This is a genomic window from Paraburkholderia ultramafica (genome assembly GCF_902859915.1).
In the GTDB taxonomy this organism is placed as follows: domain Bacteria; phylum Pseudomonadota; class Gammaproteobacteria; order Burkholderiales; family Burkholderiaceae; genus Paraburkholderia; species Paraburkholderia ultramafica.
In genome coordinates this window covers 1-12,546 of record NZ_CADIKK010000031.1, presented here as the reverse complement: position 1 = coordinate 12,546, position 12,546 = coordinate 1, and the positions used below count along the sequence as shown (strand labels likewise).

At 63.0% G+C, this 12,546-nt stretch carries 12 protein-coding genes and 1 pseudogene; 1 reads left to right on the top strand and 12 read right to left on the bottom strand.

Annotated elements, in window-relative coordinates:
- Positions 1 to 56 precede the first annotated feature (56 nt).
- The 6 genes from HV744_RS27195 to asd all read right to left on the bottom strand — a co-directional run bounded on the left by HV744_RS27195 (position 57) and on the right by asd (position 7,594).
- Positions 57 to 965: a DNA-methyltransferase gene (locus tag HV744_RS27195; RefSeq protein ID WP_175152465.1), complete on the bottom strand. Its 909-nt coding sequence runs from the start codon at positions 963 to 965 to the stop codon at positions 57 to 59.
- A gap of 11 nt (positions 966 to 976) precedes the next feature.
- On the bottom strand, positions 977 to 2,170 hold the full coding sequence (gene trpB, locus HV744_RS27190; RefSeq protein ID WP_175152464.1) for a tryptophan synthase subunit beta: 1,194 nt from the start codon (positions 2,168 to 2,170) through the stop codon (positions 977 to 979).
- 60 nt (positions 2,171 to 2,230) lie between these two features.
- Complete coding sequence (locus HV744_RS27185; RefSeq protein ID WP_175152463.1) at positions 2,231 to 2,950, bottom strand: phosphoribosylanthranilate isomerase; 720 nt, start codon at positions 2,948 to 2,950, stop codon at positions 2,231 to 2,233.
- Entirely contained in the window at positions 2,947 to 3,759 is an 813-nt protein-coding gene (gene truA, locus HV744_RS27180; protein WP_175152462.1) for a tRNA pseudouridine(38-40) synthase TruA, read from the bottom strand. Before truA ends, HV744_RS27185 begins: the two co-directional genes overlap by 4 nt.
- A complete protein-coding gene (locus HV744_RS27175) occupies positions 3,756 to 6,335 on the bottom strand; it encodes a FimV/HubP family polar landmark protein (protein ID WP_175152461.1) in 2,580 nt (859 codons plus the stop codon). Before HV744_RS27175 ends, truA begins: the two co-directional genes overlap by 4 nt.
- A 137-nt stretch (positions 6,336 to 6,472) precedes the next feature.
- A complete protein-coding gene (asd, locus tag HV744_RS27170) occupies positions 6,473 to 7,594 on the bottom strand; it encodes an aspartate-semialdehyde dehydrogenase (RefSeq protein ID WP_175152460.1) in 1,122 nt (373 codons plus the stop codon).
- 63 nt (positions 7,595 to 7,657) lie between these two features.
- Between asd and HV744_RS27165 the strand changes: the two genes are divergently transcribed.
- On the top strand, positions 7,658 to 7,939 hold the full coding sequence (locus HV744_RS27165) for a hypothetical protein (RefSeq protein ID WP_175152459.1): 282 nt from the start codon (positions 7,658 to 7,660) through the stop codon (positions 7,937 to 7,939).
- 12 nt (positions 7,940 to 7,951) lie between these two features.
- On the opposite strand, the gene leuB is transcribed toward HV744_RS27165, so the two are convergent.
- The 6 genes and pseudogenes from leuB to HV744_RS27135 all read right to left on the bottom strand — a co-directional run.
- Positions 7,952 to 9,019, bottom strand: coding sequence for a 3-isopropylmalate dehydrogenase (leuB, locus tag HV744_RS27160; protein WP_175152458.1), 1,068 nt, complete (start codon positions 9,017 to 9,019; stop codon positions 7,952 to 7,954).
- A 75-nt stretch (positions 9,020 to 9,094) separates the two neighbouring features.
- Positions 9,095 to 9,748 (bottom strand): 3-isopropylmalate dehydratase small subunit, encoded by a 654-nt coding sequence (leuD, locus tag HV744_RS27155; RefSeq protein ID WP_175152457.1) that lies wholly within the window; start codon positions 9,746 to 9,748, stop codon positions 9,095 to 9,097.
- Between the two features lie 86 nt (positions 9,749 to 9,834).
- The gene (locus HV744_RS27150) at positions 9,835 to 9,993 is read right to left on the bottom strand and encodes an entericidin A/B family lipoprotein (protein ID WP_175152456.1); all 159 of its coding nucleotides are present in this window, start codon (positions 9,991 to 9,993) and stop codon (positions 9,835 to 9,837) included.
- Between the two features lie 5 nt (positions 9,994 to 9,998).
- Positions 9,999 to 11,408 carry a 3-isopropylmalate dehydratase large subunit gene (gene leuC / locus HV744_RS27145; RefSeq protein ID WP_175152455.1) on the bottom strand — a complete coding sequence of 470 codons (1,410 nt, stop codon included), beginning with the start codon at positions 11,406 to 11,408 and terminating at the stop codon, positions 9,999 to 10,001.
- Between the two features lie 200 nt (positions 11,409 to 11,608).
- Positions 11,609 to 11,815 (bottom strand): annotated as a pseudogene (locus HV744_RS27140) (YbiU family protein); the annotation flags it as partial.
- Positions 11,816 to 11,930: 115 nt separating this feature from the next.
- On the bottom strand, positions 11,931 to 12,546 hold a 616-nt coding region (locus tag HV744_RS27135; RefSeq protein WP_281363673.1), incomplete at its 5' end, for a citrate/2-methylcitrate synthase.

Genomic DNA, 12,546 nt, shown 5'->3' with positions numbered 1-12,546 from the left:
GGAATATTCTCGGAATTGGGCCACTGCGGGGCTACTGCGCGCTCATCGCACGGTGCTCATTGGACTTCGGTCTGCCGTTGTGTTTTGGCTTTAGCCCGACGAGTCACAGGAGGCGAAGCGGCGGCGCTCACGCGCTCGCGCGCTATCGCGCAGTAACTTTCATTGATCTCATAGCCGACGAATTCGCGCTGCTGACGGGTGCAAGCGACTGCGGTGGTGCCGCTGCCCATGAATGGGTCGAGCACACGGCCGCCCTTCGGACAACTGGCCAGCACCATCCGCTCGACAATTTCCAGCGGCTTCTGGGTCGGATGATCGACGCGCTCGGCGTGTTGCCGATGCAGGCGCGATACCGACCAGACATCCTTCGGATTATAGCCAAGCTCCAACCACTTGCTGCCCTCGAACAACTTACGCGAACGCGCCTTCTTCGTGACTGCATCGTACGGGATGCGGACGGGATCGAGATCGAAGAAATAATCCTTCGATATCGCGAAAAAGCCGATGTTGTCGTGCACCGAGGTAAATCGGCGCACTGTGCCGCCCATGCTCGGCACGCGCCGGTCCCAGATGATTTCGTTGATCATCATGAGTTTTGTCTTCAGGAAGCTGAAGATTTCCGGCGAGTACTGCCACGTGCAGAATATGTAGAGCGAACCTGACGACTTGAGCTTCGGCACCGCCAGTTCGAGCCAGCTACGCGTCCAGGCGAGGAAATCGTCGCCAGTACGCATGTCGGAGTCGTTGCCGTAATCCTTGCCCAGCCCATAAGGCGGATCGCAGACGATCAAATCGATCGACGCGTCAGGAATGTTCGCCACATCGGTCAGAAAATCGCGATTCAACAGCTGGATGCTGGCCGGCACTTGCGCCAGTAACGGTGCAGGTGCCGCGGCCGCCGCTACCTCGGCGGCCGGATTGGTAGTTTCAATCGCCGGCTGCGGCTCGTCGAACTCGTCGCGCATCGTCGCGGCGCTCAGAACTGGATGCCCGATCGCTCAGCGACCGTATGCATGTCCTTGTCGCCGCGGCCCGACAGATTGACCAGAAGGACCTTGTCCTTCGGCAGCGTCGGCGCGAGCTTCGCGGCGTAGGCCAGCGCGTGGCTGGATTCCAGTGCCGGAATAATGCCTTCGATGCGGCAGCAATCGTGGAACGCCTTGAGCGCCTCTTCGTCGGTGATGCCGACATATTGCGCACGATTGCTCTCTTTTAGCCACGCGTGCTCAGGACCGACACCCGGATAGTCGAGCCCCGCCGACACCGAATGCGTCTCGATGATCTGGCCGTTTTCATCCTGGAGCAGATACGTGCGGTTGCCATGCAGAACACCGGGGCTGCCGCCGATCAGCGAGGCCGCATGACGGCCGGTTTCGATGCCGTCGCCGGCCGCTTCGACGCCGATCAACTGCACCGAACTGTCGTCGATATACGGGTAAAAGATACCCATTGCATTCGAACCGCCGCCAACGCACGCAATCACGGCATCCGGCTGACGACCGACCAGTTCGGGCATCTGCACCTTGCATTCATCGCCGATCACGCGTTGGAAGTCGCGCACCATCATCGGATAAGGATGCGGCCCAGCCACCGTACCGATGATGTAGAACGTGTTTTCGATGTTCGTCACCCAGTCGCGCATTGCTTCGTTCAGCGCGTCCTTCAACGTCCGCGAGCCCGATTCGACTGGTATGACGGTCGCGCCGAGCAGTTTCATGCGGTACATGTTGGCGGCCTGACGGCGTACGTCTTCGGCGCCCATGTAGACCACGCATTCCATGCCGAAACGCGCCGCGATGGTCGCCGTGGCCACGCCGTGCTGGCCGGCGCCGGTTTCCGCGATCACGCGCGGTTTGCCCATACGCTTCGCCAGCAACGCCTGGCCGATCACGTTGTTGATCTTGTGTGCGCCGGTGTGATTCAAGTCCTCGCGCTTGAGGAAAACCTGCGCGCCGCCGAGCAGTTCGCTCCAGCGCTGTGCATGATAAATCGGCGACGGACGGCCGACGAAGTACTTCAACTCACGCTCGTATTCGGCGATGAAGTCAGGGTCTTTCTGATATTTCCCGTACGCTTCACGCAGCTCGTCCAACGCGTGAACCAGCGTTTCGGCGACGAACACGCCACCAAACTGGCCGAAATGGCCTCTTTCGTCAGGCAAGTTATACATGGTGATCACTCTTCTCAGTGTGGCATGGCGGCTTTCGTATGAGAAAACCGCTGGCCTGAATCATTCGGCATCCGCTGCGCGCACTGCGCGTACGAACGCCGCCATCCGGGCGTGATCTTTCACGCCCTTGGCGCCCGCGACTTCGATGCCGCTCGAGACATCGACCGCGTACGGGCGCACGCGATGGATCGCATCACTGACGTTTTGCGCGTTCAACCCACCACTCAAAACGGCCCGACGCGCGAGCTCTGCTGGAATAAGTGACCAATCGAAAACCTTCCCGCCGCCGCCATAGCCTTCGACATGGGTGTCGAACAGAAGACCACTGGCTGCTGAATATTTGAGAGCCGATTCTACCAAATCGGCCGGCTGTGTATCCGCCGCAACTCGCAACGCGCGCAACCAAGGCAAACCCGCAACGCCGGCGAGCGATTCGCACTGCTCCGCGGTCTCGTCGCCATGAAACTGCAACAGCGTGAGACCGACATTGCTTGCGACTTCGCGGACCCAATCCGGCGTCGCGTTGACGAACAGGCCCACGAGCGACACGAACGGCGGCACATCGTGCACCAGTTCGACCGCCTGCGCGACGCTGACCGAGCGCGGGCTCGGCGGATAGAACACGAGGCCGATCGCGTCGGCGCCGAGATCGATCGCGTGGGCGACGTCTTCCGGCTTCGACAGCCCACACAGTTTGATGCGTGTGCGATGCGGCACGCTGTGCTGCTTTGCCGCGGCGGCGGCATCGGCGTCGTTCGGCAGGTTAGCGCTTGCTTTCATGTTTCCGGTTGCTCGGTCCATACAGTACTCCACGGCACGCTGCCCGTTTGCGGCGCAGGCACCGCGAATTCCTCAGGATAGCCCACTTGCGCCAGATACAAGCCGTCCGGCATGAAGGTCGGCGCGGCGCAGTCACGGCTGCGGCTCGCGAGCACGTCGGCCATCCACTCAGACGGGCGACGACCCCGACCGATTTCGATCAGGCAGCCCATCAGGTTGCGCACCATGTGATGCAGGAACGCATTCGCCCGAAAGCGGAAATGGACGAAGTTACCTTGCTGTTGAACGTCGATCTGATACAGATGCTTGGTCGGCGTTTTCGACTGACATTGCGACGAACGGAACGCGGAGAAATCGTGCTCGCCGATCAGATGAGCGACAGCGGCCCGCATCGCGCCGACGTCGAGCGGCATATGCACCCAACCGGCCCGCGTCGCGAGCATCGGCGAGCGTACCGGACTGACGTAAAGGACGTAGTAATAGGTCCGCTCGAACGCCGAAAAGCGCGCGTGGAACTCGTCGGGCATCGGCTTGGCCCATTGCACGGCGATCGTCTTCGGCAGAAACGCGTTGGTGCCGCGAACCCAGGAAATATCCGCGCGATCGAGTTCGGTGTCGAAATGCACGACTTGCCCAAGCCCATGCACACCCGCATCCGTGCGGCCCGCCACCACGGTGTGCAAGGGCGTCTGCGCGAATTCGCGCAGTGCCCGTTCAAGTACGTTCTGCACGGTATTGCCGTGCGGTTGCGACTGCCAACCGCCGAATGCCGCGCCGTCGTACTGGACGCCTAGTGCAATCCGCTTCACGACAACGGTGCCAGCGTCGAGAGCAGCGCGCGGGCGGCGGTGCGCGTGGCCGGATCGTTCGCCTCGATCACTTCGTTGATGAGCGCGCGTGCGCCGGACAGATCGCCGAGTTCGATGTATTCGGACGCCAGATCGAGCTTGTTGCGCGCAATACGGACCAGATCGGCCTGCGTAAACGCCGGTAACGGCTGAGCCGGGCTCGGCGGTAACTCGAGGTCGAAGTCGAGCTTCAACGCGCCGAAGCTGGCCGCGCCTAAGCCGGCCGCGCCGAGGCCTGCGACGGCCGCGTGGCCGGCCGTGCCGGCGGCGATCTCATCGGCGACATGCGGGGCGTCGTCCGGTTCGTGCGGTGCGAAGGCCTGTTGCGCGGTGGTTTCGGGCGAGGCGACCGGCTGCGTCGTCAGCGACGCGGGAGCCTGGATGCTATCGGCGAGTGACTCAACGCGCGGCGGCAGCGGCATGTCGAGACTGCCGAACGCGTCGACGGCGTCGCGCGGGAATTCGGTCGGCACGGCGGACGCAGGTTGAGCGTGCGCCGACGTTTCGGGGAGCGGATCCGCCGACACGTCGCGGTACGGCTGGCCAAACGGGGGAGCCGTGTGCGGCTCAATGCGTTGTTGCGTGAAGTCGATCACAGGTGGTGGGGCGTTCAGATGATTCTGCGGCTCGGTCGCCGGTTCTTGCGGTGCGGCCGACGCGCGCGGCGACGGCTCGTCATTCCATCGCAAACGGTGAGCAGGCTCTTCTGGCTGCAAGGCTTCGTCGACCGGTTCCAGTGGTGTCAGCGGCAAGGCTTCGGCGCCAAGTTCCGCGGCGGCTGCGAGGCTTGCTGCCGTGGTCGCGCCGTCGAAGTTTTCTTCATGCGCAGCGGGGCGAGGTTCCGATGTGGAATCACTCTCAGCGGGCGGGACGGCGATCGCGGCCGGTTGCACTGGTTCGAAGGGTGCGGGCGACGCGTGGTGTTCCTGCCAGTCGCGCTGGAGCGGATTGGGGTCCGGTACGGGGGAGTCTGTATGGGGTTCGTGAGTAGTGGGTAAGTGTTCTGCTGTGGCGCGCTCGGCCATTGCTTGTTGTCGTGCTCGCTCCGCCGCTGCGTGTTCTGCCGCTGCGTGTTCTGCCGCCGCTTGTTCTGCCGCCGCTTGTTCGGCTGCTGCGCGTTCGGCTGCTGCGCGTGCCGCGTGTGCCTGTTCGGCCGCTAGGCGTTCCGCTGCTGCGCGTCCCGCCTCTGCCCGTTCGGCCGCTACGCGTTCCGCTGCTGTACGTTCCGCCTCTGCCCCTTCGGCCGCTGCACGCTCCGCTGCTGCGCGTTCCGCCTCTGCCTGTTCAGCGGCCGCACGTTCAGCTACCGCCAGCGCCGCCGCATGCCGCACTGCGTCGCCGTCGTCCGCGCCCGGCGCTTCGCGCACAGCGGTCTGCCCGCGTGCCGCAACGATATCCTGCGGGTCGCTTGCCCGCGCCGACGCCGTCACTTCGCCATCTGCCGACGCAGCTTCCGCCGACGCAACACGCTCGCGCTTACGCCGACTCATGCGCAGAGCTGCCAGCAGCACAACCAATGCGGCGCCAACCGCCGCCGCGATGCTCAAATCCCTTTGCGACATCCCGCCACTATTCGACGCGGGAACAACCGCCGCAGCCCCATGACCGGACACCGCCGGTGCCGCCGAGGACGCACCCGCCACCGGCTGCACTGCGCTCGCCGACACCGTGCCGCTGGTAGCCACCGGCGCACCGCCAATTCCATGCTTCTGCAACTCCATCAGCACGCGGTTTTTCAGCGCAAGCAATTGCTGCAAACTGGAGACCTGCGCCCGCGGTTGCGACGCCGACTGTACCGCAGCGGTCGCCGGAGCCGTCCCGGCCGGTGTCTGTCCGCCCACGGCAGGCTCGCTCGCCGACGGTTGAATCGAGCCGGACCACTCATGCGCGCCGCCCACCGGCGACGCCGCCGCCTGCGAACCCGCTGCCAATGCCGACGACGCAGCCGCGCCGCCCACCGCCGCCGAGCTTGCCTCGGCCGCCGCGCTGGCCTTCCCCGAAACCGCAGGCGCAACCGGCGCCGCGGCACTTGCCGCGCTTGCCGCTGCAGCGTTGACCTGGGCCACGCCGCTCGCCGCGTCAGTCGCCACCGCCGTACTCGGTGCGGAAGCCGCCGCAGCGCCTTGAGCACCCGCCGACGAAGCCGCCAAAGCCCCGGACGCGTCCAGCGCCGGCACCACCAACACCGCTCCTACTCGCATCCGGCTCGGATCATGGCCCATGAACGCGTTCGGATTCGCATCGAACAACGCGCGCGACGCGCGTACGAGCGTTGCCCGGTCGTGCGACTGCGTGACGGCAATCGCCACGTCGTTCAACGACTGCCCGGGCCGCACTGTGTACTGGCTACCGGCCGCGTACGAAACGGAAGCGGCATCAGGCGCGCTCGCGGCATCGCCTGGCGCGGCAATCGCGCTGCCCACGCCCGCGGTGGCCAGCGCCAAAGCCAAAGCGGCCGCGCCTGCGGCGTGGCCCGTCAAACGGCCCTTATCTTGATGAATGAACATAGCCCGAATGGACGAGAGTCGAAGGTTCATCGGGACTCCTGGCGCGTCAGCGCGCAGCCTTTTTTGCGGTTGGAAGGAGACAAGATAATCGGAGCACACAATGAAAAAAGCGCCGCGCAAGCGCGACGCTTCATGAGTTTCTACGCGTCGTGAGCGCGTAGTTTACTTTACTTGTCGAGCACAATGCGAAGCATCCGACGCAGCGGTTCGGCAGCGCCCCACAGCAGCTGATCGCCGACCGTGAAGGCCGACAGATATTCGCCGTCCATCGCAAGCTTGCGCACCCGGCCGACCGGCACCGTCAGCGTGCCCGTCACCACCGCCGGGGAGAGATCGCGCATCGACGCTTCGCGTTCGTTCGGCACCACCTTGACCCAGTCGTTGCCCGACGCGAGGATGCTGTTCACTTCATCCAGCGGCACGTCCTTGTTCAGCTTGATGGTCAACGCCTGCGAGTGGCAGCGCATTGCGCCGATCCGCACGCACAGACCGTCGACCGGGATCGAACCCGGCGTGCCCATGGCCGGCTTGCCGAGAATCTTGTTGGTTTCGGCGCCGCCCTTCCATTCTTCCTTCGACATGCCGTTGCCGAGATCCTTGTCGATCCACGGAATCAGCGAGCCGGCGAGCGGCACGCCGAAGTTGTCGGTGGGCATGCGATCGCTGTTCATCGCGCTCAGCACGCGGCGGTCGATGTCGAGAATCGCCGACGACGGATCAGCCAGGTCTTCTTTGGCCGCACCATACAACGTGCCCATTTGCTGCAGCAGTTCGCGCATGTTCTGCGCGCCCGCGCCCGAAGCGGCCTGATATGTCATGGCCGTCATCCAGTCGACGAGGTTCTCGCGGAATAGGCCGCCGAGCGCCATCAGCATCAGGCTGACCGTGCAATTGCCGCCGATGAAATTCTTCTGGCCCTTGACCAGCGCGTTCTTGATCACGTCGAGGTTGACCGGATCGAGAATGATGACCGCGTCGTCCTTCATGCGCAGCGACGAAGCCGCGTCGATCCAGTAGCCGTTCCAGCCCGCTGCGCGCAGCTTCGGGAACACGTCGTTGGTGTAGTCACCGCCCTGGCAGGAGATGATCGCTTCGCACTTCTTCAGGTCGTCGATGCTTGTCGCATCTTTGAGCTTGGTCTCGTTTTTGGCGAACGACGGCGCGTTGCCACCCGCGTTGCTGGTGCTGAAAAACACCGGTTCGATCAAGTCGAAATCGCCTTCCTGCCGCATACGCTGCATCAGGACGCTGCCGACCATGCCGCGCCAACCTACGAGACCTACGTTCATGACTTCATACCCTTCGAATGGAAACTTCCCCGCATCTTTGCCCGCAGTGACCGCGCGGGGAAGATGAGCGGGCACGACGGACGATCAGCGTTTCGTGATCGTTTTCGGGGTAATCGCTTTAATGAGCGCTTTGGTGGTAATGGCGAACTCAACCACACGGGCCGTTTTGCCGTGCAGTTTGGAAATCGAGGAGATTTGGGAGATCTGCGCCATCGCTACAATATACACGAAAACCGGAATCCGGCGACGTCATTCGCCGCTGCCGTCCGTATTGCGCGCAAATCGGCCTGTTTCGAGGCCGATTTGCGTATTAAAGGCCGTTTGACGACCCAATTACTGCTTTGAGCCTGACTCGCCTTACAGCGCTGCGACGACGGCGTCGCCCATCGCGACTGTGCCGACCTGCTTGCAACCCGGCGTGAGAATGTCGCCGGTGCGATAGCCCTGCTCGAGCACCTTTTTCACCGCGGTTTCGATGCGGTCCGCCTGCTCCGCCTTGTTCAGCGAATAGCGCAGCATCATCGCCGCCGACAGGATGGTCGCGAGCGGATTAGCCACGCCCTTGCCGGCGATGTCCGGCGCGGAGCCGTGCGACGGCTCGTACAAGCCCTTGTTGTTCTTGTCGAGCGACGCCGACGGCAGCATGCCGATCGAACCCGTCAGCATGGCGGCCTCGTCGGACAGGATGTCGCCGAACATGTTGCCGGTGACGATCACGTCGAACGACTTCGGCGCCTTCACCAGCTGCATCGCCGCGTTGTCGACGTACATGTGCGACAGCTCGACGTCCGCGTATTCCTTCGACACGTCGATCATCACGTCTTTCCAGAACTGCGACGTTTCGAGCACGTTGGCTTTATCGACCGAAGTCAGCTTCTTGCCGCGCTTTTGCGCCGCCTGGAACGCGACATGCGCAATGCGGCGCACTTCGGGTTCCGCATAACGCATCGTGTCGAAGCCTTCCTTTGCGCCGGCGAACAGGCCGTCCGGCGCCTCGCGCACGCCGCGCGGCGCGCCGAAGTAGATGTCGCCGTTCAGTTCGCGCACGATCAGGATGTCGAGACCCGACACGATCTCTTCCTTCAACGACGACGCGCCGGTGAGTTGCGGATAGCAGATCGCCGGACGGAAGTTCGCGAACAGTTGCAGATGCTTGCGCAGACCGAGAATCGCCTGCTCCGGGCGCAGCGCGCGTTCGAGCTTGTCGTACTTCCAGTCGCCGACCGCGCCGAACAGGATCGCGTCGGCTTGCTTCGCCAGCGCCAGCGTCGAATCGGGCAACGGGTGGCCCTTCGCTTCGTAGCCCGCGCCGCCAACCGGCGCTTCTTCGAGTTCGAACTTTTCGCCGAGTACGTTCAGGACCTTGACGGCCTCCTTGACGATTTCGGGACCGATGCCGTCGCCCGGCAACACTGCGATCTTCATGCGAATTCCTTGATGATGTTCTTCGAGACTTTTGAGCGTGAATCACCGAGCGGGCCTTGCCTGGCCCTCACACGTTCAACCGACGATGCGGTGATTCAGCCACGGCTGCTTCGCGATGCGCTCCGCTTCGAACTGGCGGATCTTGTCCGCGTGACGCAGCGTGAGGCCGATATCGTCGAAACCGTTCAGCAAGCAGTACTTGCGGAACGCCGCGACTTCGAACGGATACTCGGTGCCGCCGTCCGACGTGCGCACGACTTGCGCTTCGAGGTCGACAGTCAGCTTGAAGCCGTTGAACGCGTACGTTTCGTTGAACAGGTGATCGACTTGCTGTTCGGTCAGCACGATCGGCAGCACGCCGTTCTTGAAGCAGTTGTTATAGAAAATGTCGGCGAAGCTCGGCGCGATCAGCGCGCGAAAGCCGTATTGCTGCAACGCCCACGGCGCGTGCTCACGCGAGCTGCCGCAGCCGAAGTTCTTGCGCGCCAGCAGCACCGAAGCGCCCTGATAACGCGGCTGATTCAGCACGAAGTCCGGATTTAGCGGACGCTTCGAGTTGTCCTGGCCCGGTTCGCCATGGTCGAGGTAACGCCATTCGTCGAACGCGTTCGGACCGAAACCCGTGCGCTTGATCGACTTCAGGAATTGCTTCGGAATGATCGCGTCCGTGTCGACGTTCTCGCGATCGAGCGGCGCCACGACGCCGGTGTGTACGATGAATTTATCCATGACGCTTGCGCCTGTTTCAAGACCGGGCGATGCGGCTCGCGGCCGGAAAGCCGTTCGCCGCATCGCCGGCAAAAATCAAAAACCGCTTATTTATCAGCGTGATTGCTGATCGAATTGCCGAGGTGCGACATATCCTCGCCGAATCCGTGCACCGTGTTGCAGCCGGCCAGACCAAGTAGTAGCCCGGCCAGCGCACCGAGTGCAAAGCGGCGCAATAGAGTGATGCGATTCATGTTCTTCATCATGCGATTTATCCAAGCTTGCGAATATCGACGAAATGCCCTTCGATGGCCGCAGCCGCAGCCATTGCGGGGCTCACGAGGTGGGTACGGCCACCGGCGCCCTGACGACCTTCGAAATTGCGATTCGACGTGGACGCGCAACGCTCGCCCGGATCCAGCCGGTCGGCGTTCATCGCGAGACACATCGAGCAACCCGGCTCGCGCCATTCGAAACCAGCATCGGTAAAGACCTTGTCGAGGCCTTCGCGTTCCGCCTGCGCCTTCACCAGACCCGAACCCGGCACCACCATGGCCAGCCGGATGTTCGGCGCGACGCGGCGGCCCAGCTTCTTCACGACGTAAGCCGCGGCGCGAATGTCTTCAATGCGCGCGTTGGTGCACGAGCCGATGAAGATTTTATCCGGCTTGATCGACTCGATTGGCGCATTCGGTTCGAGCGCCATGTACTTCAGCGCGCGTTCCATCGCGTCGCGCTTGACCGGGTCTTTTTCGCGTTCCGGATCCGGCACGTGGCCGTCCACGGCCGTGACCATTTCCGGCGACGTGCCCCACGTGACTTGCGGCACGATTTCCGCGGCGCTCAGTTCGACCACGCGATCGAATTGCGCGCTGTCGTCCGACCTGAACTGCTTCCAGTACTCGACCGCGTGATCCCACTCGACGCCTTGCGGCGAGAACGGACGGCCCTTCAGGTAGTCGATGGTGGTGTCGTCGACCGCGACCATGCCGGCGCGCGCGCCTGCTTCGATCGCCATGTTGCAGACCGTCATGCGGCCTTCCATGGACAACGCGCGAATCGTCGAACCGCCGAATTCGATCGCGTAGCCGGTGCCGCCCGCCGTGCCGATCTTGCCGATGATCGCGAGCACGATGTCTTTCGCGGTGCAGCCGCGCGGCAGCGGGCCTTCGACCTTCACCAGCATGTTCTTGCTCTTCTTCTGCAAGAGCGTTTGCGTGGCCAGCACGTGCTCCACTTCCGACGTGCCGATGCCATGCGCCAGTGCGCCGAACGCGCCGTGCGTGGACGTGTGCGAGTCGCCGCAGACGATCGTCATGCCCGGCAGCGTGGCGCCCTGCTCCGGCCCGATGATGTGCACGATGCCCTGACGCAGGTCGTTCATCTTGAACTGCGTGATGCCGTAGGCGTCGCAGTTCGAGTCGAGCGTGTCGACTTGCAGCCTGGAGACCGGATCAGCGATGCCGTGGCTGCGGTCCGTGGTCGGGACGTTGTGGTCCGAGACCGCCAGGTTAGCGCTGATGCGCCACACCGGACGCTCAGCCAGCTTCAGGCCTTCGAACGCCTGAGGGCTGGTCACTTCGTGCAGCAGGTGACGGTCGATATAGAGAATCGTCGTGCCGTCTTCTTCCGTGTGGACCACGTGCGTGTTCCACAATTTGTCGTAGAGAGTCTGTGCCATGGTATGCGGGGTAGTAATGACTGCGGGCTGACTGTGTCGGTCGATTATGCCACGCAGCGCCCCGCCGTGGGCCCTTCAATCAGCGAGAAAACCGATAAAAAACAGGGAGTTGGGTGGTAGTGCCGATACCTGTATCGACGTTACCCGGCAAGCGTGATGAGTGTGATGGCGGCGTAATGCGCCGTCACGCATTCGCATGTTTAACGCGCGAGATCGAAGCCGAGTTGCGCACGCCCCAACGGCGTCAGGTCGCTCTCCTGAGCGCGGCCGATGAAGTCCGTCTCGAAGTGATCGGTGGGAAAATCCGGCGGGCTTTCGCCGCGCAGGAAGCTCGGCAACTGGCGCTTCAGATACGCCTCGTTTTTTGCGCACCACGGCGCGGATGAGATGTACGTCACGTTGCTGTAGCTACAAAACAAAACGCCCCAACGGTGAACCCGTTGGGGCGTTTCACTTTCAGCGTGAACTCTCCGCTCGCTCGCAGCAAACCAACCGCTACGAACTACGCAGACTCAAACCCGCTCAACGTTGCGCAAGCGGCTTCGCTTCACGTTGCGTCTCGCCGATGAACAGCTGACGCGGACGGCCAATCTTCTGTTCCGGATCGGCGATCATTTCGTTCCACTGTGCAATCCAGCCGACCGTACGCGCCATCGCGAAGATACACGTGAACATCGAGGTCGGGATGCCGAGTGCGCGCTGCACGATGCCCGAGTAGAAGTCGACGTTCGGGTACAGCTTGCGCGACACGAAATACTCGTCTTCCAGCGCGATCTTTTCCAGTGCCATCGCCAGCTTGAACAGCGGGTCGTCGTGCAGGCCCAGCTCTTCCAGCACTTCGTGGCAGGTTTCGCGCATCAGCTTCGCGCGCGGATCGTAGTTCTTGTAGACGCGGTGACCGAAGCCCATCAGCTTCACGCCCGAGTTCTTGTCCTTCACCTGCCTGATGAACTCAGGAATGTTGTCGACCGAGCCGATTTCTTCCAGCATGTTCAGCGCGGCTTCGTTCGCGCCGCCGTGCGCCGGGCCCCACAGACAGGCGATACCCGCGGCGATACAGGCGAACGGATTCGCACCCGACGAACCGGCGAGACGCACGGTCGAGGTCGACGCGTTCTGTTCGTGGTCCGCGTGCAGG